The sequence below is a fragment of the Nocardioides sp. JS614 genome (assembly GCF_000015265.1).
Lineage (GTDB): Bacteria > Actinomycetota > Actinomycetes > Propionibacteriales > Nocardioidaceae > Nocardioides.
Genome location: NC_008699.1, coordinates 3,340,725 through 3,359,666 on the forward strand (window position 1 = coordinate 3,340,725; position 18,942 = coordinate 3,359,666).

22 protein-coding genes are annotated in these 18,942 nt (G+C 71.4%); 6 read left to right on the forward strand and 16 right to left on the reverse strand.

Going from position 1 to position 18,942, the window contains the following annotated elements:
* Positions 1-14 precede the first annotated feature (14 nt).
* The 4 genes from NOCA_RS17380 to ctaC form a co-directional block, all read right to left on the reverse strand.
* Positions 15-1,223 (reverse strand): L,D-transpeptidase, encoded by a 1,209-nt coding sequence (locus NOCA_RS17380; protein WP_011756574.1) that lies wholly within the window; start codon positions 1,221-1,223, stop codon positions 15-17.
* A gap of 86 nt (positions 1,224-1,309) precedes the next feature.
* Complete coding sequence (locus NOCA_RS17385; RefSeq protein ID WP_011756575.1) at positions 1,310-1,708, reverse strand: cytochrome c oxidase subunit 4; 399 nt, start codon at positions 1,706-1,708, stop codon at positions 1,310-1,312.
* Positions 1,708-3,456, reverse strand: a complete 1,749-nt coding sequence (gene ctaD / locus NOCA_RS17390) for an aa3-type cytochrome oxidase subunit I (RefSeq protein ID WP_011756576.1) — start codon at positions 3,454-3,456, stop codon at positions 1,708-1,710. Before ctaD ends, NOCA_RS17385 begins: the two co-directional genes overlap by 1 nt.
* The gene (ctaC, locus tag NOCA_RS17395) at positions 3,453-4,388 is read right to left on the reverse strand and encodes an aa3-type cytochrome oxidase subunit II (RefSeq protein ID WP_443189689.1); all 936 of its coding nucleotides are present in this window, start codon (positions 4,386-4,388) and stop codon (positions 3,453-3,455) included. Before ctaC ends, ctaD begins: the two co-directional genes overlap by 4 nt.
* 149 nt (positions 4,389-4,537) lie before the next feature.
* Here ctaC and NOCA_RS17400 point away from each other — a divergent pair, with 149 nt between their 5' ends.
* Positions 4,538-5,677: a cysteine desulfurase family protein gene (locus tag NOCA_RS17400; RefSeq protein WP_011756578.1), complete on the forward strand. Its 1,140-nt coding sequence runs from the start codon at positions 4,538-4,540 to the stop codon at positions 5,675-5,677.
* Positions 5,674-5,922, forward strand: coding sequence for a sulfurtransferase TusA family protein (locus NOCA_RS28015; RefSeq protein WP_011756579.1), 249 nt, complete (start codon positions 5,674-5,676; stop codon positions 5,920-5,922). Before NOCA_RS17400 ends, NOCA_RS28015 begins: the two co-directional genes overlap by 4 nt.
* Here the strand turns inward: NOCA_RS28015 and NOCA_RS17410 are convergent.
* The gene (locus NOCA_RS17410; RefSeq protein ID WP_011756580.1) at positions 5,906-6,889 is read right to left on the reverse strand and encodes a carbohydrate kinase family protein; all 984 of its coding nucleotides are present in this window, start codon (positions 6,887-6,889) and stop codon (positions 5,906-5,908) included. The two genes, NOCA_RS28015 and NOCA_RS17410, sit on opposite strands and share 17 nt — an antisense overlap.
* A 63-nt stretch (positions 6,890-6,952) precedes the next feature.
* Between NOCA_RS17410 and NOCA_RS17415 the strand changes: the two genes are divergently transcribed.
* A complete protein-coding gene (locus NOCA_RS17415; protein ID WP_011756581.1) occupies positions 6,953-7,201 on the forward strand; it encodes a hypothetical protein in 249 nt (82 codons plus the stop codon).
* A gap of 72 nt (positions 7,202-7,273) precedes the next feature.
* On the opposite strand, the gene erpA is transcribed toward NOCA_RS17415, so the two are convergent.
* Both erpA and NOCA_RS17425 read right to left on the reverse strand, forming a co-directional pair.
* Positions 7,274-7,636 (reverse strand): iron-sulfur cluster insertion protein ErpA, encoded by a 363-nt coding sequence (erpA, locus tag NOCA_RS17420; protein WP_011756582.1) that lies wholly within the window; start codon positions 7,634-7,636, stop codon positions 7,274-7,276.
* A gap of 91 nt (positions 7,637-7,727) precedes the next feature.
* Positions 7,728-8,801 carry a glycerate kinase family protein gene (locus NOCA_RS17425; protein WP_011756583.1) on the reverse strand — a complete coding sequence of 358 codons (1,074 nt, stop codon included), beginning with the start codon at positions 8,799-8,801 and terminating at the stop codon, positions 7,728-7,730.
* 49 nt (positions 8,802-8,850) lie between these two features.
* Here NOCA_RS17425 and NOCA_RS17430 point away from each other — a divergent pair, with 49 nt between their 5' ends.
* Together NOCA_RS17430 and nadA are read left to right on the forward strand one after the other, a co-directional pair.
* On the forward strand, positions 8,851-9,732 hold the full coding sequence (locus tag NOCA_RS17430) for a GNAT family N-acetyltransferase (RefSeq protein WP_011756584.1): 882 nt from the start codon (positions 8,851-8,853) through the stop codon (positions 9,730-9,732).
* A 30-nt stretch (positions 9,733-9,762) separates the two neighbouring features.
* Positions 9,763-10,947 (forward strand): quinolinate synthase NadA, encoded by a 1,185-nt coding sequence (gene nadA, locus NOCA_RS17435; protein ID WP_011756585.1) that lies wholly within the window; start codon positions 9,763-9,765, stop codon positions 10,945-10,947.
* A 211-nt stretch (positions 10,948-11,158) separates the two neighbouring features.
* Here the strand turns inward: nadA and pspAB are convergent, their stop codons facing one another.
* From pspAB to NOCA_RS17450, 3 genes are read right to left on the reverse strand one after another with little or no spacing between them, the layout of a single operon-like run.
* Complete coding sequence (pspAB, locus tag NOCA_RS17440) at positions 11,159-11,737, reverse strand: PspA-associated protein PspAB (protein ID WP_011756586.1); 579 nt, start codon at positions 11,735-11,737, stop codon at positions 11,159-11,161.
* Between the two features lie 4 nt (positions 11,738-11,741).
* Entirely contained in the window at positions 11,742-12,671 is a 930-nt protein-coding gene (htpX, locus tag NOCA_RS17445; RefSeq protein ID WP_011756587.1) for a zinc metalloprotease HtpX, read from the reverse strand.
* 55 nt (positions 12,672-12,726) lie between these two features.
* Positions 12,727-13,509 carry a PspA/IM30 family protein gene (locus NOCA_RS17450; protein ID WP_011756588.1) on the reverse strand — a complete coding sequence of 261 codons (783 nt, stop codon included), beginning with the start codon at positions 13,507-13,509 and terminating at the stop codon, positions 12,727-12,729.
* A gap of 151 nt (positions 13,510-13,660) precedes the next feature.
* Between NOCA_RS17450 and NOCA_RS17455 the strand changes: the two genes are divergently transcribed.
* A complete protein-coding gene (locus tag NOCA_RS17455) occupies positions 13,661-14,245 on the forward strand; it encodes a DUF3043 domain-containing protein (protein ID WP_011756589.1) in 585 nt (194 codons plus the stop codon).
* 94 nt (positions 14,246-14,339) lie between these two features.
* Here the strand turns inward: NOCA_RS17455 and NOCA_RS17460 are convergent, their stop codons facing one another.
* From NOCA_RS17460 to paaA, 6 genes are read right to left on the reverse strand one after another with little or no spacing between them, the layout of a single operon-like run.
* Positions 14,340-15,347, reverse strand: a complete 1,008-nt coding sequence (locus tag NOCA_RS17460; RefSeq protein WP_011756590.1) for an aldo/keto reductase family protein — start codon at positions 15,345-15,347, stop codon at positions 14,340-14,342.
* Positions 15,348-15,371: 24 nt separating this feature from the next.
* On the reverse strand, positions 15,372-16,433 hold the full coding sequence (paaE, locus tag NOCA_RS17465; protein WP_011756591.1) for a 1,2-phenylacetyl-CoA epoxidase subunit PaaE: 1,062 nt from the start codon (positions 16,431-16,433) through the stop codon (positions 15,372-15,374).
* A gap of 14 nt (positions 16,434-16,447) precedes the next feature.
* On the reverse strand, positions 16,448-16,933 hold the full coding sequence (gene paaD, locus NOCA_RS28020) for a 1,2-phenylacetyl-CoA epoxidase subunit PaaD (protein ID WP_011756592.1): 486 nt from the start codon (positions 16,931-16,933) through the stop codon (positions 16,448-16,450).
* Positions 16,930-17,673: a 1,2-phenylacetyl-CoA epoxidase subunit PaaC gene (paaC, locus tag NOCA_RS28025; protein ID WP_011756593.1), complete on the reverse strand. Its 744-nt coding sequence runs from the start codon at positions 17,671-17,673 to the stop codon at positions 16,930-16,932. The genes paaD and paaC overlap by 4 nt, the downstream gene beginning before the upstream one ends.
* Positions 17,670-17,951, reverse strand: coding sequence for a 1,2-phenylacetyl-CoA epoxidase subunit PaaB (gene paaB, locus NOCA_RS17480; protein WP_011756594.1), 282 nt, complete (start codon positions 17,949-17,951; stop codon positions 17,670-17,672). The genes paaC and paaB overlap by 4 nt, the downstream gene beginning before the upstream one ends.
* Positions 17,948-18,868 (reverse strand): 1,2-phenylacetyl-CoA epoxidase subunit PaaA, encoded by a 921-nt coding sequence (gene paaA, locus NOCA_RS17485; RefSeq protein WP_011756595.1) that lies wholly within the window; start codon positions 18,866-18,868, stop codon positions 17,948-17,950. Before paaA ends, paaB begins: the two co-directional genes overlap by 4 nt.
* Between the last annotated feature and the right edge of the window lie 74 nt (positions 18,869-18,942).

Consider the following 18,942-nt stretch of genomic DNA (forward strand, 5'->3'; position numbering starts at 1 on the left):
CCGGCCGCCCCGGGTCAGCTGAGGGCGGAGCCCTGGCGGTACTGCTGGAAGGACTCGTTCCAGTCGCCGTAGCCGTTGGTCAGCGTCATCGGCTTGTCGGTGCCGGTGTACTCGACGACGTCGCCACGGCGCGACATGGCGTAGAGCCAGGCGGCGTTGGCGGTGCTCAGCCCGGTGCAGCCGTGCGAGACGTTGGCGTAGCCCTGCGAGCCGACCGACCAGGGTGCGGCGTGGATGAACTCCCCGGAGTAGGTCACCCGCATCGCCCACTGGACATCGTCGATGTCGTAGGCCTCGGAGCTGCCGGCGGGGATGCCGATGGTCTCGGAGTTCATCCGCTTGACGGGGAACTTCTCGATGATCACCTTGACCCCGGAGCGGGTGGTGAAGCCCGGCTTCCCGGTGGTGGTCGGCAGCGTGCGCAGGAGCTTGCCGTTGCTGAACACCTTGAGCTGGTGCGTCTGCGCGTCGACCCGGTAGATGTGGGCGTCCCCGACGTGGAAGTCGAGCTCGCGACTCTCCTGGCCGTAGATCCCGTGTCCGGCAGACACGCTGTTGACGTCGATGTCGACGTGGACGTCGGTGCCGGCCTTCCAGTACGCCTTGGGTCGCCAGTGAGCCTCGGTGTCGCTGATCCAGTGCCAGGCACCCGGCTGGCTGGGCGCGGACGTGACCTGCATGTGCTTCTCGAACGACGCCTTGTCGCTGACGGGGAGGTCGAAGCTGACGATCACCGGCATGCCGACACCGACCGTCTCGCCGGCGAGCGGCGCCACGGAGGGGTAGGTCTGCTCGTCGAGCGTGAGGTCCTGGGTGCGGAACCTGGTGGTGCGACTGACCCGGGTGCCGTCGGTCTTCGCGGCGACCGTCGTCATGGTGTACGACGTGCCCGGCTCGAGCCGCCCGCTCGCCACCCAGCGGGTGCCGTCGGCCCGGACCTGCCCGGGAACCTTGCCAGCGGGCGAGGACACCGACACGGAGTCGATCGAGCCGCCCCTGGCCTCGACCGCGAGCTCTCGATCGACCGCGACATCGGTGGCACCCTTCTGGACGCTCGTCACCAGCCGCAGAGCGGGCACCTCGGCCGACGCCGATGCGCTGGGGCCGTCCCCCGCGAGCGCCGAGGCGCCGGGGAGGTCGTCGGACCGGCAGGCCGAGAGCGTCAGCGCAGCGGTGAGCGCGAGGGCTGCGGCCGCGCCCGAGCGCGGACGACTCTGGGACATGCTGGAACTCCCCGTGACGAGCGTGCGTGTGGTCCGACAACCAGCCTAACCGCCGGTCCCCACCGCACCGATTCGGCGCGCAGCGGTCAGTGGGCGTGCGCCCCGCGGTAGTACTCGAAGATCCAGCCGCTGAGCGCCACCGCGCCGAGCACCACGCCGATGATCACCAGCCACCAGGCGGCCAGCGCGACGGCGTACACGATGATCCCCAGGGTCAGCGCGCACCACAGCGGCCACCAGGAGTACGGCGGGAAGAACCCCAGCTCGCCCGCGCCGTCGGCGATCTCGCCGTCCTTGCGGTCCTCCGGGCGGGGGTCCATCTTCTTCGCGTGGAAGCCCAGGTAGAGCGTCACCATGCCGGCCAGCAGCGCCGTCATGGTCAGCGCGGACGTGCCGGTCCAGTCCGAGGACATGAACCAGTACGCCGGGCTGATCAGCCCGAAGAAGATGGTGACGATCCCGAAGATCCAGGCCTCGGACTTCATCAGGCGTTGCCCTCCGGGTCGGTGTTGCGGTCGCGGAGCATCTCCTCGCGGCCCTCCATGTCAGGTGCGTCGGCAGGTGCGCCCACCCGGGCGGCCTCGTTGTCCTCCAACTCGATCGCCGCGACCTCGGGGTGGTGCAGGTCGAACGCCGGCGACTCCGAGCGGATCCGCGGGATGGTCACGAAGTTGTGGCGCGGCGGCGGGCAGCTCGTGGCCCACTCCAGCGACCGGCCCCAGCCCCACGGGTCGTCCGTGGTGACCAGCGGCGAGCGACGCGAGATGTAGACGTTGTAGAGGAACGGCAGCGTGGAGGCGCCGAGCAGGAACGCGCCGATCGTCGACACCTGGTTGAGCGTCGTGAAGCCGTCGCCCGGCAGGTAGTCGGCGTAGCGCCGCGGCATGCCCTCGACGCCGAGCCAGTGCTGGACCAGGAACGTGGTGTGGAAGCCGATGAACAGCAGCCAGAAGTGGAGCCGGCCGAGCCGCTCGTCGAGCATCCGGCCGGTCATCTTCGGCCACCAGTAGTAGAAGCCGGCGAACATCGCGAACACGACGGTGCCGAAGACGACGTAGTGGAAGTGCGCGACCACGAAGTAGGAGTCGGAGACGTGGAAGTCCAGCGGCGGGCTGGCCAGGATCACGCCGGTCAGGCCGCCGAACAGGAACGTCGTCAAGAAGCCGATCGACCACAGCATCGGGGTGTCGAACGACAACGACCCGCCCCACATCGTGCCGATCCAGTTGAAGAACTTCACCCCGGTCGGTACGGCGATCAGGAAGGTCATGCCGGAGAAGAACGGCAGGTCCACGGCGCCGGTGACGAACATGTGGTGCGCCCACACGGCGACCGAGAGGACGGCGATGCCGAGGGTCGCGCCGACCAGGCCGATGTAGCCGAAGATCGGCTTGCGGCTGAACACCGGGAGGATCTCGGTCACGATGCCGAAGAACGGCAACGCGATGATGTACACCTCGGGGTGGCCGAAGAACCAGAACAGGTGCTGCCACAAGATGGCGCCGCCGTGCGAGGTGTCGAAGACGTGGGCGCCCAGCTGGCGGTCGGCCTCGAGCGAGAGCAGCGCGCCGGCGAGGACCGGGAAGACGATCAGTGCGAGCAGGCTGGTGACCAGCGTGTTCCACACGAAGATCGGCATCCGGAACATCGTCATGCCGGGCGCGCGCATGCAGATGATCGTGGTGATGAAGTTGACCGCGCCGAGGATGGTGCCGAGGCCGGCCATCCACAGGCCCATGATCCACAGGTCGCCGCCGACGCCCGGCGAGCGCACCGCGTCGGAGAGCGGGGTGTAGGCGAACCAGCCGAAGTCGGCCGCGCCGGAGGGCGTGAGGAAGCCGGACGCGGCGATCAGGCCGCCGAACAGGAACAGCCAGTAGCTGAGCATGTTCAGGCGCGGGAAGGCGACGTCGGGCGAGCCGATCTGCAACGGCATGATCACGTTGGCGAAGCCGAAGAACAGCGGCGTCGCGAACAGCAGCAGCATGATCGTGCCGTGCATCGTGAACAGCTGGTTGTAGACCTCGTCGTTCACGACCTGCATGCCCGGGTAGGCCAGCTCCGAGCGGATCAGCATGGCCATCAGGCCGCCGATCAGGAACCAGGCGAACGACGTGCCCAGGTAGAGCTTGCCGATCACCTTGTGATCGGTCGTCGTCATGATGCGCGCGAGCTGCTGACCCAGCGGCGGGCGTGCCGTGATGGTGGTCGACGGTGCAGCGGTGGCGGTCACTCCGCGCCCTCCTCGGACTGGTCGCCGGAGTCGAGTCCGGCCTGCGTGCTGGCGTACTCGCCGCCCAGCAGCGGCGCCTGCGACGTCGCACCGGCGTCCTGGAGCTGCTGGAGGTAGGTCTGGTAGTCGTCGGCGCTGACGACCTTGACGTTGAAGAGCATCCGCGAGTGGTAGACGCCGCAGAGCTCGAAGCACTTGCCGGCGTACTCGCCGATCCGGGTCGGGGTGATCTCGTAGTGGTTCACCCGGCCCGGGACCACGTCCATCTTCAGCAGGAACGCCGGGACGCTCAGGTCGTGGATCACGTCCGGGGAGTGGAGGTTGAAGCGGGTGGTCTCCCCCACCGGCAGCACCAGGGTCGGGATGTAGGAGCCGGTGCCGGCCTCGTGGACGTAGGAGGAGTACGCGAAGACGTCGTCGGTCGCGTCGTCGTTGGCCGACGCGTCCTGCTCACCGATGCCGTAGTTGAAGGTCCACGACCACTGCTGGCCGACGACCTCGATCGTGTTGTCGACCGGGAGGTCGTCGTCGAGGATGGCGTTCTGGACCTTGACCGTGTGCGCGAAGAAGACGATCACCATGATGATCGGCGCGATCGTGTAGAAGATCTCGAGCGGCAGGTTGTAGCGGGTCTGGACGGGGATCTCGTCCTCGCTGCGCCGGCGGAACCGCCAGATCGCGTAGAAGATCAGGCCCCACACGATGACACCGGTCACGAGCGCCGCGATCCAGGCGCCCTGCCACAGGTTGAGCACCTGCTCGCCCTGCTCCGACGCCGGGTCGGGCATCGCCAATCGCTTCCACTCGCCCTGGGTCTCGGACGAGCAGCCACCGAGGACCAGGACGCCCACGCCGATCGCTGCCAGGGCGGCCACCCGACGGGCGGTCCCGCGGCTGCCGGCGGCGCGCTTGGGGAGTTGCAGACTCAACACCTGAGCCTCTCTCTCAACGAACACGGATAAGCCGAACACTAGCGGAATCCCGGGACCTAAGACCCGGTGGGGCCCCCTGGTGCCACGCCGAGTCCCGGGACTTTGTACCCGGCCTGCCGGCCGCGGACGGGACGGATAGGTTCGGGCACGTGACCAGCGCAGACCCGGCGGGCGCTCCGCGGCGTCCGACCTATCTCGACTCGGCGTCCTCCGAGCCGCTCCACCCGGCGGCCCGGGACACCCTGCTCGCCGCGCTGGAGCGGGGGTACGCCGACCCGCGCCGGCTGCACGGCCCGGCCCGCGACGCCCGCCTCCTGCTCGACAACGCCCGCGCCGTGGTCGCCGAGTGTCTCGGGGTGCGCCCCGACGAGGTCACCTTCACGTCCTCGGGCACCGACGCCGTCCACCGCGGGCTCCTGGGCCTGGTGCGGGCCTCGCGCCGCGGCGACGGCGTCGCCTACTCCGCCGTCGAGCACTCCGCGGTGCTGCGGGCGGTGGCGTGGGGTGGCACCGGGCACGAGGTCGGCGCGCGGCCCGACGGGCGGGTCGACCCCGGGCTCCTCGCCGAGGCCGCGGCGGCCGACGGGGTCGGGGTCGTCGCCCTGCAGAGCGCCAACCACGAGGTCGGCACGGTCCAGCCGGTCGGCGAGCTCGAGCCCCGCGACGGCGTACCGGTCTTCGTCGACGCCTGCGCGTCCATGGGCCGGCTGCCACTCCCGGACGGTTGGAACGTGGCGGCCGGGTCCGCGCACAAGTGGGGCGGCCCGGCAGGGGTCGGGGTGCTGCTGGTGCGCAAGGGCACCCGATGGCTCAACCCGTTCCCCGGGGACGACCGGATCGACGAGCGCGCCGACGGGTTCGAGAACGTGCCCGCCGCCCTCGCCGCCGCGGCGGCGCTCCGGGCGGTCGTCGCCGAGCGGGCCACCGTCAACCCGCGCCAGCACGACCTGGTCGACCGGATCCGCGCCGCCGCGGCGAAGATCCCCGACGTCGAGGTCGTCGGCGACCCGGTCGACCGGCTCCCCCACCTGGTCACCTTCTCCTGCCTGTACGTCGACGGCGAGGCGCTGGTCACCGAGCTGGACCGGCGGGGGTACGGCGCGGCCAGCGGCTCGGCGTGCACCTCCTCGACCCTGACCCCGAGCCGGGTGCTCGAGGCGATGGGCGTGCTCACCCACGGCAACCTGCGGGTCTCCCTGACCCGGGACACCACCGAGCAGGACGTCGAGGGCTTCCTCGAGGTGCTGCCACAGGTGGTCCGCGACATCCGCGCCGAGGCCGGCCTGTGAACACGCCGGTCGACCTCGAGCTCGACTGTCGCGGGATGCGCTGCCCGCTGCCGGTCATCGAGCTCGGCAAGCGGATCGGGGAGGTCCCCGTGGGCGGCCTGGTCGCGGTCGTCGCCGACGACGTCGCCGCCCGCGCCGACGTCCCGGCGTGGTGCCGGATGCGCGAGCAGGAGTACGTCGGCGAGGAGGCGGCCGCGGACGGCACCCCCCGCTACCTGGTGCGGCGGGTCAGCCCACAGCCTTGAGGTGCGCGGCCACCTCGTCGGCCGCGGCCACACCGTAGGAGTGCTCGACCCGGGCCAGGAACTGGCTCGGCGTGAACGAGTACTCCTGGGTGCCGACCGTCTCCACGACGTACGCCGCGAGCACGCACCCGACCTGGGCGGACCGCTCGAGACCCACCCCCCAGGCGAGCGCCGCGAGGAAGCCCGCGCGGAAGGCGTCACCGACCCCGGTCGGCTCGACCGCGACCACGTCGCGGGCGGCCGGCAGCTCGATGGTCTCCTCGCCCGCCCGGCTGATGCGCACGCCGTTCTTGCCGAGCGTGGTGACCTGGAGGCCGACGTGGGCGAGGATCTCGTCGGCCGACCAGCCGGTCTTCTGCTCGATCATCGCGGACTCGTACTCGTTCGAGAACAGGATCGCCGCGCCGTCGATCAGGCTGCGGATGAGGACCCCGTCGCTGAAGGCCAGCTGCTGGCTCGGGTCGGCGATGAAGGGATAGCCCCGCTGGCGGCACTCCTCGGTGTGGCGCAGCATCCCGTCGGGATCGTCGGCGCCGACGAGGACGTAGTCGGGCTCCCCCACCCGCGTGACGATCGGACCCAGCTCGATCAGCCGGGCCTCGCTCATCGCTCCCGGGTAGAACGAGGCGATCTGGGCGCCGGTCGGGTCGGTCGTGCAGACGAACCGCGCCGTGTGCCGGGTCTCGGAGATCCGCACGTGGCCACAGTCGACGCCGTGCCGCTCCAGCCAGGAGCGGTAGTCGGCGAAGTCCTCGCCGGCCGCCCCGACGAGCACCGGCCGGACGCCGAGCTGACCGAGGCCGAAGCACATGTTGGCGGCCACGCCGCCGCGCCGGATCTCGAGGTCCTCGACCAGGAAGGACACCGAGAGCTTGTCCAGCTGCTCGACGACCAGCGAGTCGGCGAACCGGCCCTGGAAGCTCATCAGGTGGTCGGTGGCGATGGAGCCGGCGATCAGCAGCGACATGCCGCGAACACTACCCATCGGTACCGCTGCCGTTACCCATCAGGAGCGCGTAGCGTCGATCCCATGACCGACCAGCCGCGCAGCCCCCGACTCGCGTACGACGACCCCGCGACGACCGAGGAGATGTGCGCCGACTGCCGGGCGGTGGGCGAGAACCTCCACCTGGAGCGGGCCGTCCGCGCGGTCGCCCGCCCGGCCCCGTCGCTGTACTTCGAGGACTACCCCCGCGAGCTGCCCAAGCGCGAGATCGAGATCTCCGCGGCCGCCGCCCGCCTGGCCGGCGCCCTCAACCTCCAGCTCGACGGGGACTGACCCGACCTCGAGCAACAGATCAGCCCCGGACCCATGGGTCCGGGGCTGATCTGTCGTTCAGGTTGCAGCTCGTCAGTGGAAGCTGTCGCCGCAGGCGCAGGAGCCGCTGGCGTTGGGGTTGTCGATGGTGAAGCCCTGCTTCTCGATGGAGTCGACGAAGTCGATCATCGCGCCGTTGAGGTAGGGGACGCTCATCCGGTCGACGACGACGGAGACGCCGTCGAAGTCGGTGACGACGTCGCCGTCCAGGCTGCGCTCGTCGAAGAACAGCTGGTAGCGCAGGCCCGAACAGCCACCCGGCTGCACGGAGATGCGCAGCGCGAGGTCGTCGCGGCCCTCCTGCTCGAGAAGGCTCTTCACCTTGGTGGCCGCCACGGGGCTCAGGTTGATCTGGTCCGTGCGGTGCTCGGTGGTGGTCTCGACCTGCTCGGTCATCTGCGGTTCTCCCAAGGTCTGTGGAAGGTGTGTTACCGCCTCAATGGTCGCACACGCCCGGTTATTCCGGTCATCGACGTGAGTATTCCGGTCACTGACGTGACCAGGTTCTCGCGACCCGCTCGGCGAGGTCGGCCAGGGCGCCCGCCGGATCGGCGAAGGCCCGCTCCTCCCCCACCAGCTCCACGAGGGAGTACGCCGACTCGATGCCCAGCGCCCGCATCTCCCGGGAGCCGACCAGCACCTGCCCGGCCAAGGCCACGCACGGCCGCAGCGCCGCCTGGGCGATCTCGGCCACGCCGTAGGGCACCTTGCCGGACCGGCTGGAGAAGTCGAAGGCCCCCTCGCCGGTCACCACCAGGTCCGCGGCACGCGCCCGCTCGGCCAGCCGCACGGCGTCCGCGACCAGCCCGATCCCGGGCTCCCGGGTGCCGCCGAGGAGCAGCAGTGCGAAGCCCAGCCCGCCGGCCGCTCCCGCGCCCTTGTCCAGCGACCGACGCCGGTCGGTCGCGGCCGCGAGCTCCTCGAGCCACCCGTCGACGACCGGCAGCCGCTCCTCCGCCACGCCCTTCTGCGGGCCGTAGACCTTGGTGGCGCCGAACAGCCCGGTGAGCGGGTTATCCACGTCGGTCGCCGCGACCAGGGGCAGTGAGAAGGCCGGCAGCACCACCCGGGTGACGCCGGCCAGGCCCGCCGCCCCCTCGTCGAGCGGTCGGTCCGCGGTCGCGCCGAGCGCCGCCAGCAGGCCGGCGCCACCGTCGTTGGTGCCGCTCCCCCCGAGCCCGACGACCACCCGCTCCGCGCCCGCCCCGGCGGCCGCGAGGAGCAGCTCCCCGACGCCGTACGTCGTCGCCGACTCCGCGCCCTCGCGCCCGGTCAGGTGCACGCCGCACGCCTGCGCCGCCTCGACGTACGCCGTGCCCGCGGCGACCAGCACGGTGGCCGGCGTGGGCTCGCCGTGCGGGCCGCGGACCGTGACCGCCAGCAGCTCGCCGCCGAGCGCCGCGTGCAGCACGTCCACGAAGCCCGGGCCGCCGTCGGCCATCGGCGCGAGGTCCAGCTCGTCGCCCGGGGCCCGCCGGCGCCAGCCGGCCGCGATCGCGTCGGCCGCCTCGACGGCGGTGAGCGTTCCGGCGAACTTGTCGGGGGCGACCAGGATGCGCATGCGGCCATCCTGACGGACGAGTCCGGCACGCCCCGTCTAGGGTGCGGCCGTGGGCGACCTCAGGATCCGGCCGATGACCGCCGCCGACGTCCCCGCCGCGGAGCGGGTCAGCGACGAGGGGTTCTACGAGCTCGACGTGCGCAGCCGCCGCGACAGCTGGCCGGAGCCGGAGCGGCGGACCGATCCGCACCGCAAGGTCTGGATGGCGCGCACCCGGCACCTCGTGGGCACCGACCCGCGCGGCTGCTGGGTGGCCGAGGACGCGACCGGGATCGTCGGGATCGCGACCTCGTTCCGGCGCGAGTCGCTGTGGTGCCTGGCGACGTACGCCGTGCTCCCGCGCCGGCAGGGGCAGGGCATCGGCAAGCCGCTGCTCGCCGCGGCGCTCGACCACGGCCGCGGCTGCGTGCGCGGCATGCTCTCGGCGTCCGCCGACTCGCGTGCGGTGCGGATCTACTACCAGGCGGGCTTCGAGCTGCACCCACAGCTGTTCCTCACCGGCACCGTCGACCGCACCGCGATCCCGGCGGTCGACAAGGTCCGCGAGGGCTCCGCCTCCGACATCGAGCTGATGGACTCCCTCGACCGGCGGCTCCGCGGCGCCGGCCACGGACCGGACCACGAGCTGATGCTCTCGACCTGGCGGCTCCTGGTCTCCGACACCTCCACCGGCTCGGGCTACGCCTACCTCGACGAGCGTGGGCGCCTGGCCCTGCTCGCCGCGTCCAACCGGCGGACCGCGACCCGACTGCTCTGGACCGTGCTCGCCGACGGGCCGGACGAGACGTCGATCCACCACGTGACCGGCGCCAACCAGTGGGTCCTCGACGTCGGCCTGGCCGCGCGGCTGCGCCTGGACCAGGAGGGTTACCTCGGGCTGCGCGGGATGAAGCCGCCCACGCCGTACGTCCATCACGGTGCGCTGCTCTGAGCCCACCGCCGCGAGAATAGGATGTCCAGCATGACGATCGCCGACCTCCCACTCCTCCCGCTCGGCCGAGGCACCGACCTCACCAGCGAGCGTGGCGTGGAGTGTCCCGGCGACCTGCCCCCGGCGTCCGATCCCGCGCTCGTGGAACGTGCCCGCGCCGCCAAGGCGGCGCTCGGCGACCGGGTGTTCGTGCTCGGCCACCACTACCAGCGCGACGAGGTCATCCAGTTCGCCGACGTCACCGGCGACTCCTTCAAGCTCGCGCGCGAGGCCGCCGCCCGGCCCGACGCCGAGTACATCGTCTTCTGCGGCGTGCACTTCATGGCCGAGTCCGCGGACATCCTCACCGGCCCGAGCCAGCAGGTGATCCTGCCCGACCTCGCGGCCGGGTGCTCGATGGCCGACATGGCGCGGCTGACCCAGGTCGAGATGGCGTGGGACGCCCTGGCCGCCGCCGGCGTCGCCGACTCCGTCGTGCCGGTCACCTACATGAACTCCTCCGCCGACATCAAGGCGTTCTGCGGCCGCAACGGCGGCCTGGTCTGCACCTCGAGCAACGCCGAGGTGGCCCTCGAGTGGGCCTTCGAGCAGAAGGGCGGCGTCGAGGGCGACGCCAAGATCCTCTTCCTCCCCGACCAGCACCTCGGCCGCAACACCGCTGTGCTGAAGATGGGCCTGAGCGTCGACGACTGCGTGGTGTGGGACCCGTTCCGCCCGGGCGGCGGCCTCACCCCGGAGCAGCTGCGCGCCGCGAAGGTCATCCTGTGGCGGGGGCACTGCTCGGTCCACGGCAAGTTCTCCCCCGACGTCGTCGACGAGCTGCGCGCCACGATCCCCGGCGTGCAGATCCTGGTGCACCCCGAGTGCACCCACGAGCTCGTCCTCAAGGCCGACCTGGTCGGCTCGACCGAGTTCATCATCAAGACGATCGAGGCCGCCCCGTCCGGCTCGAGCTGGTCGATCGGCACCGAGCTCAATCTCGTCAAGCGGCTCTCGGCGGCCCACCCGGACAAGAACATCTCGTTCCTCGACAAGACCGTCTGCTACTGCTCGACGATGAACCGGATCGACCTGCCGCACCTCGTCTGGGCGCTCGAGTCCCTCGTCGCCGGCACCGTCGTCAACCGGATCGAGGTCGACCCCGAGACCGAGACCTGGGCGCTGCTCGCCCTCGAGCGGATGCTCGCGCTGCCGGGCAAGTCCCACAAGGACTGACCCCCGCGGGGCACCTAGTGTCTCGACAAGCTCGACCACCGGTGACGACGCTCGCTGCTCCACCACCGCCGGACCGATCCCGGGGCAGCTCGCGGCGCCGCGATCCTGCCGCCGGCGTACCAGGTCACAATCCCGGCCGAACTGCCCCGCGTTCGGGTCGCGACCCAGGCCCGTGCCGCGACCGTGCCTCGACGAGCTCGACCGGCGGCGGCTACAGCCCGGGGGCGCCCCAGACCGCGAGCCAGCGGCCCAGGTCGCGCTCCATCGGCAGCTCGGCGGCGAGGGTGTCGCGCACCTGGATCTCCAGGAGGTTGTCGCGCCGGCGCTCGCCGCCGGGCACGGGCGCGAACGCGTAGAAGGTGCCCTGCTTGTAGAGGTAGACCAACCCGACCCGCCGGCCGCTGGTGTCCGCGAACGGCACCAGGGAGCACAGCAGGCCGGAGCCGAAGTCCTGCGCCTCCAACGCCGTGTTGACCGCGTGCAGGTCGGTGCAGAGCCCCGCCATGTCGGCGGGGTCGCGGTGTGCGACCAGCCACGTGAAGCCGTACTCGTCGCGCGAGACCGCCACGTCGGGGGCGTCCGGGTCGGCGTCGAGGAGCGCGACGACGTCGTCCTGGGTCTGCTGGAAGGCCGCTCCCGTCGCGGCGCGGTAGCAGACCGAGCCCTCGCCGGTGGGGGTCAGCCCGATCGCCGTCTGCAGGGTGATCGCCGCGCTGGGCACGAGGAAGAGCGAGTCGAGGTTCGCGGCCTTGGGCCGGCTGCGGCCGGCGATGACGTCCCAGAAACCCATGCGGTCAGGCCGCCGGGCGGCCGAGCTCGGCCTGGATCTTGGCGAGCTGCTCGAGCCGCTGCTCGAGGGTCGGGTGGGTCGAGGTCAGGGTGCGCAGCGAGACGCCCTGGATCGCGGGGGCGAAGAAGAACGCGTTCATCGCGCTGGCCTGGCGCAGGTCGCGCTGCGGGATCTGGTTGATCTCGCCGGTGATCTTCTGCAGCGCGGAGGCCAGGGCCTGCGGCTTCATCGTGAGGTAGGCGCCGGCCCGGTCCGCCGACAGCTCGCGGTAGCGCGAGAGCAGCTTGAGTAGCAGGAAGCTGACGGCGTACGTCACCAGGCTGACCACCAGCACGACCAGCCACACCGGGAGCCCGCCGCTGTTGTTGTCGCGGCGGCCGCCACCGAAGAACGCGCCGTACTGCGAGCCGCGGGTGAGCATGCCCGCGACGATGCCGGCGCTCGAGGCGGCCGTCATCACCAGGACGTCGCGGTGGGCGACGTGCGAGAGCTCGTGGGCGAGCACGCCCTCGAGCTCCTCGGCGGAGAGCCGGCGCAGGATGCCGGTGGTGACCACCACGACCGAGCGCTGCGGGGACCGGCCGGTGGCGAACGCGTTGGGCAGATCGGTGTCGGCGACGCCGACGCGAGGCTTGGGCATGTCGGCGAGCGCGCAGAGCCGCTCGATCATGTCGTGCAGTTCCGGGGCCTGCTCGCGGCTGACCTCGCGGGCCCGCATCGCCTTCATCGCGACGGTGTCGGACTTGTACCACTGGAACCAGACGATCACGAGACCGACGACGCCGATGAGCACCCCGGCTCCCATGCCGAAGGAGCTCGCAAAGATCGTCCCGACGATCGCGATCAGCCCGACGAACAGGGCGCCGAGCAGGAACATCACCAGCGTCATCCGGGCGGTCAGCCCGGCGTCGCCGACGAAACGCGTGCGTGCCATGTGTCCATTCTCCCGGTGTCACCAAGTCGGTCTCACCAAGGACAACGGCCAGGGCTCAGGCCTGGTTCCCCTCGGTGGTCTCCTTCTCGCCCTCCGCTTGGAGGATCGCGCCGTCCTCGGCGGGCTCGATCGCCTGCGGCGCCGAGCCGGCCTTGAGCGCGGCGAGCTCGGCCTCGACGTCGGCCTGCGAGCTCAGCGCGTCCAGCTCGCGGGCGATGTCGTCGCCCGAGCTCACGGCGCTGACGTCGTCGAGGGCGCCGGAGGCGATCAGCTCGTCGATCGCGCCGGCCCGCGCCTGCATCTGCGCGGTCTTGTCCTCGGCGCGCTGGATCGCCGCGCCGACGTCGCCCATCTCGTCGCCGATGCCGGACATCGCCTCGTTGATCCGGGTCTGGGCCTCGGCGGCGGTGTAGGTCGCCTTGATCGTCTCCTTGCGGGTCCGGAAGGCCTCGACCTTGGCCTGCAGCCGCTGCTGGGCCAGGGTGAGCTTCTCCTCCTCGCCCTGGAGCTGAGCGTGCTGCGCCTTGAGGTCGTTGATCTGGGTGGTGAGCCCCGACTTGCGGGTCAGCGCCTCGCGGGCCAGGTCCTCGCGGTCCATCGCGATCGCCTTCTGGGCCTGGTCCTGGAGCTTGCCGGACTGCTGCTCGAGCTGGTTGATCTGCAGCTCCACGCGCTTGCGACTGGTCGCCACGTCGGCGACGCCGCGACGCACCTTGGAGAGCAGCTCCAGCTGGCGCTGGTAGCTGTAGTCGAGGGTCTCGCGCGGGTCCTCGGCACGGTCGAGGGCCTTGTTGGCCTTCGAGCGGAAGATCAGGCTGATGCGCTGCCACATACCCATGAGGACGGATCCCTCTCCAGTCAGTCGTCGGCGTACGCCGGTCGGTGCCCCAGCCTAGGCTCAATGCCAAGCTTCGGGGCAAGGACCCGCGACCGCGCCGGTAGTCTGGTCACCGACCAGACCACCGCTCCCATTCCTGTTAGGCCGGCCGTTGTTCCGTCGTACCAAGTCCGAGACCACCGCCCCCGAGCCCGCCGTCACCAAGGTCGGGGGCAAGGGCCGGCCGACGCCCACCCGGCGGGAGGCGGAGGCCGCCGCCCGGGCCCGCGCGAAGACGCCCCGCACCCGCAAGGAGCAGGCCGCCGCCCAGCGCGCCGCGCGCGCCGAGTCCAGCCGGTCGGTGCGCCAAGCGATGAAGGCCGGCGACGAGCGCTACTACCCCGCCCGCGACCGGGGACCCGAGCGCCGCTTCATCCGTGACTTCGTCGACAGCCGCTTCTCGCTGATCGAGCTGGTCATCCCGCTACTGCTGGTGACGATGGTGCTGGGCTACTCCGGCAACCGCCAGCTGGCCGCGATCGGCAACACGGTTCTGCTGGTCACCGTGCTGCTGGTCGTCCTCGACATGATCGTGCTGCGGTTCCGCGTGCGTCGCGAGGTGGCCCGCCGGTTCCCGGACAGCTCGACCAAGGGGCTGACCTACTACGCGATCACCCGGGCACTGCAGATGAAGTTCATGCGGCTGCCCAAGCCCCAGGTCAAGATCGGCCAGCGGCTCCCCGAGCACTACCGCTGACCTGACCGCTGAGGAGCGCTCGGCGAGGTCCGCGAGACGCTCGCCCTGCTCCTGGATCTGTAGACAGTGCCCGGTGGCCATCGGGCCGCGTGGGTCAGAGCAGGTCGCGGCGGCGCGGCGTCCTGGTCTGCTCCGGGTCGCGCTCGACGATCGGGTCGACCACGGCGTCGATCGCCTTCAGGGTGTCCTCGTCGAGGCGTACGCCGGCGGCCGCCACGTTGTCGGTGACCTGCTCGGGGCGGCTGGCGCCGATGATCGCGGCCGAGACGTTGTCGTTCTGGAGCACCCAGGCGACCGCGAGCTGGGCCATCGAGAGCCCCGCCTCCGCGGCGATCGGCTCGAGCAGCTGGACCCGTTCGAGCACGTCGTCCTGCAGCCAGCGGCCGATCATGGTCGCGCCGCCCTTGTCGTCAGTGGCGCGGGATCCCTCCGGCGGCGCCTGGCCGGGGAGGTACTTGCCGGTGAGCACGCCCTGCGCGATCGGCGACCAGACGACCTGGCCGATACCGAGCTCCACGCAGGTGGGCACGACCTCGGCCTCGATCACGCGCCAGAGCATGGAGTACTGCGGTTGGTTGGAGACCAGCGGGATCCTCAGCTCGCGGGCCAGCTCGTGAGCGGCGCGGATCTGCTCGGCGCGCCACTCCGAGACACCGATGTAGAGCGCCTTGCCCTGCCGCACGACGTCGGCGAACGCCTCCATCGTCTCCTCGAGCGGAGTCTCGTCGTCGTAGCGATGCGCCTGGTACAGGTCGACGTAGTCGGTGCCGAGCCGGCGCAGCGAGCCGTCGATCGACTCCATGATGTGCTTGCGCGAGAGGCCGTGGTCGTTGTGGCCGCCCGGCCCGGTCGGCCAGTACACCTTGGTGAAGATCTCCAGGCCCTCGCGGCGCTCGCCGGCGAGCGCCCGGCCGAGCACGGACTCGGCGGCGGTGTTGGCGTAGACGTCGGCGGTGTCGAAGGTGGTGATCCCCTCGTCCAGGGCCTGCCGCACGCAGGCGGTCGCGGCCTCCTCCTCCACCTGGGATCCGTGCGTGAGCCAGTTGCCGTACGCGATCTCCGAGATCCTGAGTCCACTGCTGCCGAGGGTGCGAGTCTGCATAGGACGACCCTAGGACCCCGGCGGTCAGCCGTCGTAGTCGAGGACCACCCGCTCGGAGGTGGGGTGGGACTGACAGGTGAGCACGTAGCCCCGGTCGATCTCGTCCGGCTCGAGCGCGTAGTTGGCGTCCATGGCGACGGTGCCCTCGACCAGCCGGGCGCGGCAGGTCCCGCAGACTCCCCCCTTGCAGGCGAACGGCAGGTCCGAGCGCACCCGCAGCGCAGCCTCGAGGACCGACACGCCGTCGGGCCGCAGGTCCAGGTCGGACGAGCGCCCGTCGAGGCGGACGGTCACCCGCGCCGCGCCCTCGGGTGACCCGTCGAGGACCGAGACCGGCGCCCGCTGCACGGGGTCGGCGTGGAAGAGCTCGCTGTGCACGGACGCGGGGTCCACCCCGAGGGTCGTGAGGGTCGCCCGCAGCTCGGTCACGAGCTGCTGCGGGCCGCACAGGTACCACTGGTCGACCTCCTCGGCCGGCATCAGCGCGGCCAGGATCCGTCGTAGGCGATCGCCGTCGAGGCGCCCGGAGAGCAGCTCCACCTCCTGCTGCTCCCGGGAGAGCACGTGCACGACCTGCAGGCGGGTCGGGAACAGGTCCTTGAGGTCGTGGACCTCGTCGAGGAACATCACCGACCGGTGCGTGCGGTTGGCGTAGAGCAGCAGCACCGAGGAGTGCGGCTCCTCCTCGAGGAGCGCCGCGACGATCGAGAGCACCGGGGTGATGCCGGAGCCGGCCGCGATCGCGACGTGGGTACGGCGAGCGCTGGGGTCGACCGCGGCCGTGAACCGGCCCGCCGGGGTCATCACCTCCAGGTCGTCCCCCACCCGCAGGCTCCCGAGGACGCCCTCGCTGAACGCGCCGCCGGGCAGCCGCTTCACGCCGATCCGCAGGACCCCCGAGGAGGGCGTGGTGCAGATGGAGTAGGACCGGCGCACGTCATCGCCCCCGCGGATGGAGACGTGCTGGCCCGGGGCGAAGGTGAACTCAGCGGCCAGCGGCGTCGGGACGTCGAAGGTGAGCGCGACCGCGTCGTCGGTGAGCTCGTCGATCGCCGCGACCCGCAGCGAGTGGAAGGTGGCCGGCACTCAGATCCGCCCCATCAGAGGGCCTTGAAGTGGTCGAACGGCTCCCGGCAGCTGCGACACACCCACAGCGACTTGCAGGCGGTCGACCCGAAGCGGCTCGACTCCCGGGTGTCCACCGACCCGCACTGTGGGCAGCGCACGCTCAGGGGCAGGCTCAGGGGCTGGCCCGGGAGGCCGGACGCCGGCCGGTCACCGGGCGGCGCGATGCCGTAGGCCGCCAGCTTCTCCTTGGCCTCCGCGGTCATCCAGTCGGTCGTCCACGCCGGCGCGAGCACGAACTCGACGTCCACGTGCAGGTAGCCGGCGGCGGTCAGGCTCTCGATCAGGTCGGCGCGGATGGTCTCCATCGCCGGGCACCCGGAGTACGTCGGAGTGATCTGGACGTGCACGCGGCCCTGGTCGTCCTCGGTCACGTCGCGCAGGATCCCGAGGTCGGCGATGGTCACCACCGGCAGCTCGGGATCCGGGACGTCGGCGGCGATCTTCCACGCGGGCCTCACCAGGTCGCCCCTGGGTGCGAGCGGTGCAGGTGCTGCATCTCGGCGAGCAGGTAGCCGAGCTCCTCGGTGTGCAGGCCATGCCGGCCGCCGCCGCGCGCCGGGGTGACGTCGGGCACCGTGAGGGTCGCCTGCCGGACCACGGACTCGATCGTGTGCAGGACGCCCGCACGCAGGCCGACGGGGTCGACGGCCACGCCGGATGCGACCAGCGCGGGGTCGACCGGGGTGAACAGCTCCTCGACGTAGGGCCACTCGGCGTCGAGCGCGGCCTGCATCCGCCGGTGCGAATCCTCGGTCCCGTCGCCGAGCCGCAGCACCCAGTGGCCGGCGTGGTCGAGGTGGTAGGCCACCTCCTTGACGGCCTTGCCGGCCACGGCGGCCAGCACCGGGTCGGTGCTGTGCACGAGGGCGGCGTACAGCTCGGCCTGCCAGGCGGAGAGCACCAGCAGCCGCGCCATCGCGACCCCGAAGTCGCTCTGCTGGCGCTCGACCAGCCACACGTTGCGGAACTCGCGCTCGTCGCGCAGGTAGGCGAGGTCGTCCTCGGTGCGGCCGGCGCCCTCGATGGTGGCGGCGTGCGCGAGCAGGCCCCGGGCCTGGCCGAGCTGGTCGAGGCCGATGTTGGCCAGCGCGACGTCCTCCTCGAGCTGCGGCGCCCGGCTGATCCACCAGCCGGTGCGCTGCGCGGCGACCAGCGCGTCGTCCGCGAGCCCGACCACGTAGTCGAGGTGCGCACTCACAGATGCTCGACCCCCTCGGGGATCTCGTAGAACGTCGGGTGCCGGTAGACCTTGTCGTCGGCCGGGTCGAAGAACGCGTCACGCTGCCCGGGCTCGGAGGCCACGATCTCGGCCGACGGCACCACCCACAGCGACACCCCCTCCTGGCGGCGCGTGTAGACGTCGCGCGCGTTGCGCAGTGCCAACTCCGCGTCGGGGGCATGGAGGGAGCCGACGTGGACGTGCGAGAGCCCTCGACGCGAGCGCACGAAGACCTCCCACAGCGGCCAGTCCCTCATGCGGCCCCCTCGCGCGCGGCCTGCTTGGCGGCGTACGCCGAGGCCGCCTCGCGGACCCAGGCGCCGTCCTCGTGCGCCTTGACCCGGTGGGCCATCCGTTGCGCGTTGCAGGGCCCGCGCCCCGAGATCACCTCGGTCAGCTCGGTGAAGTCGATCGCGCCGGAGTCGTAGTGGCCGCGCTCCTCGTTCCAGCGCAGCTCGGGGTCGGGCAGGGTCAGCCCGAGCGCCTCGGACTGCGGGACGGTCATGTCGATGAACCGCTGGCGCAGCTCGTCGTTGGAGAACCGCTTGATCCCCCAGGCCATCGACTGCGCGGAGTGGGGCGAGTCGGCGTCCGGCGGCCCGAACATCATCAGCGCCGGCCACCAGTACCGGTCGACCGCGTCCTGGGCCATCGCCTTCTGGGCGGGGGTCCCGTGGGAGAGCGTGTGGAGGATCTCGAAGCCCTGCCGCTGGTGGAAGGACTCCTCCTTGCAGACCCGGACCATGGCCCGGGCGTAGGGGCCGTAGGAGCAGCGGCACAGCGGGACCTGGTTGACGATCGCGGCACCGTCGACCAGCCAGCCGATCGCACCGACGTCGGCCCAGGTGAGGGTCGGGTAGTTGAAGATCGAGGAGTACTTCTGCCGGCCGGTGTGCAGCTCGTCGAGCAGATCCTCGCGGTCCACGCCGAGCGTCTCGGCCGCGGCGTACAGGTAGAGCCCGTGCCCGGCCTCGTCCTGCACCTTGGCCATCAGGATCGCCTTGCGGCGCAGGCTGGGCGCCCGGCTGATCCAGTTGCCCTCCGGCTGCATGCCGATGATCTCGGAGTGCGCGTGCTGGGCGATCTGGCGCACCAGCGTGCGGCGGTAGGCGTCGGGCATCTCGTCACGCGGCTCGACCCGGCCGTCGTCGGCCAGCAGCTCCTCGAAGGACACACCGGCAACCTACCATCGAGTGTTACAGATCACAGCCCACCGAACGCGCCGCCGTAACACCACAGAGGGGCTGT

What these genes read in the sequence shown, in the direction of transcription:
- NOCA_RS17425 (WP_011756583.1), bottom strand. Translation starts at nt 8,801, where the DNA reads ATGCGCATCCTGGTCGCCCCCGACAAGTTCGCCGGAACGCTCACCGCC.
- NOCA_RS17410 (WP_011756580.1), bottom strand. Translation starts at nt 6,889, where the DNA reads ATGTCGCTGCTGATCGCCGGCTCCATCGCCACCGACCACCTGATGAGC.
- paaB (WP_011756594.1), bottom strand. Translation starts at nt 17,951, where the DNA reads ATGAGGGACTGGCCGCTGTGGGAGGTCTTCGTGCGCTCGCGTCGAGGG.
- erpA (WP_011756582.1), bottom strand. Translation starts at nt 7,636, where the DNA reads ATGACCGAGCAGGTCGAGACCACCACCGAGCACCGCACGGACCAGATC.
- NOCA_RS17385 (WP_011756575.1), bottom strand. Translation starts at nt 1,708, where the DNA reads ATGAAGTCCGAGGCCTGGATCTTCGGGATCGTCACCATCTTCTTCGGG.
- NOCA_RS17450 (WP_011756588.1), bottom strand. Translation starts at nt 13,509, where the DNA reads ATGGGTATGTGGCAGCGCATCAGCCTGATCTTCCGCTCGAAGGCCAAC.
- NOCA_RS17380 (WP_011756574.1), bottom strand. Translation starts at nt 1,223, where the DNA reads ATGTCCCAGAGTCGTCCGCGCTCGGGCGCGGCCGCAGCCCTCGCGCTC.
- nadA (WP_011756585.1), top strand. Translation starts at nt 9,763, where the DNA reads ATGACGATCGCCGACCTCCCACTCCTCCCGCTCGGCCGAGGCACCGAC.
- NOCA_RS17460 (WP_011756590.1), bottom strand. Translation starts at nt 15,347, where the DNA reads ATGCAGACTCGCACCCTCGGCAGCAGTGGACTCAGGATCTCGGAGATC.
- htpX (WP_011756587.1), bottom strand. Translation starts at nt 12,671, where the DNA reads ATGGCACGCACGCGTTTCGTCGGCGACGCCGGGCTGACCGCCCGGATG.
- pspAB (WP_011756586.1), bottom strand. Translation starts at nt 11,737, where the DNA reads ATGGGTTTCTGGGACGTCATCGCCGGCCGCAGCCGGCCCAAGGCCGCG.
- NOCA_RS17415 (WP_011756581.1), top strand. Translation starts at nt 6,953, where the DNA reads ATGACCGACCAGCCGCGCAGCCCCCGACTCGCGTACGACGACCCCGCG.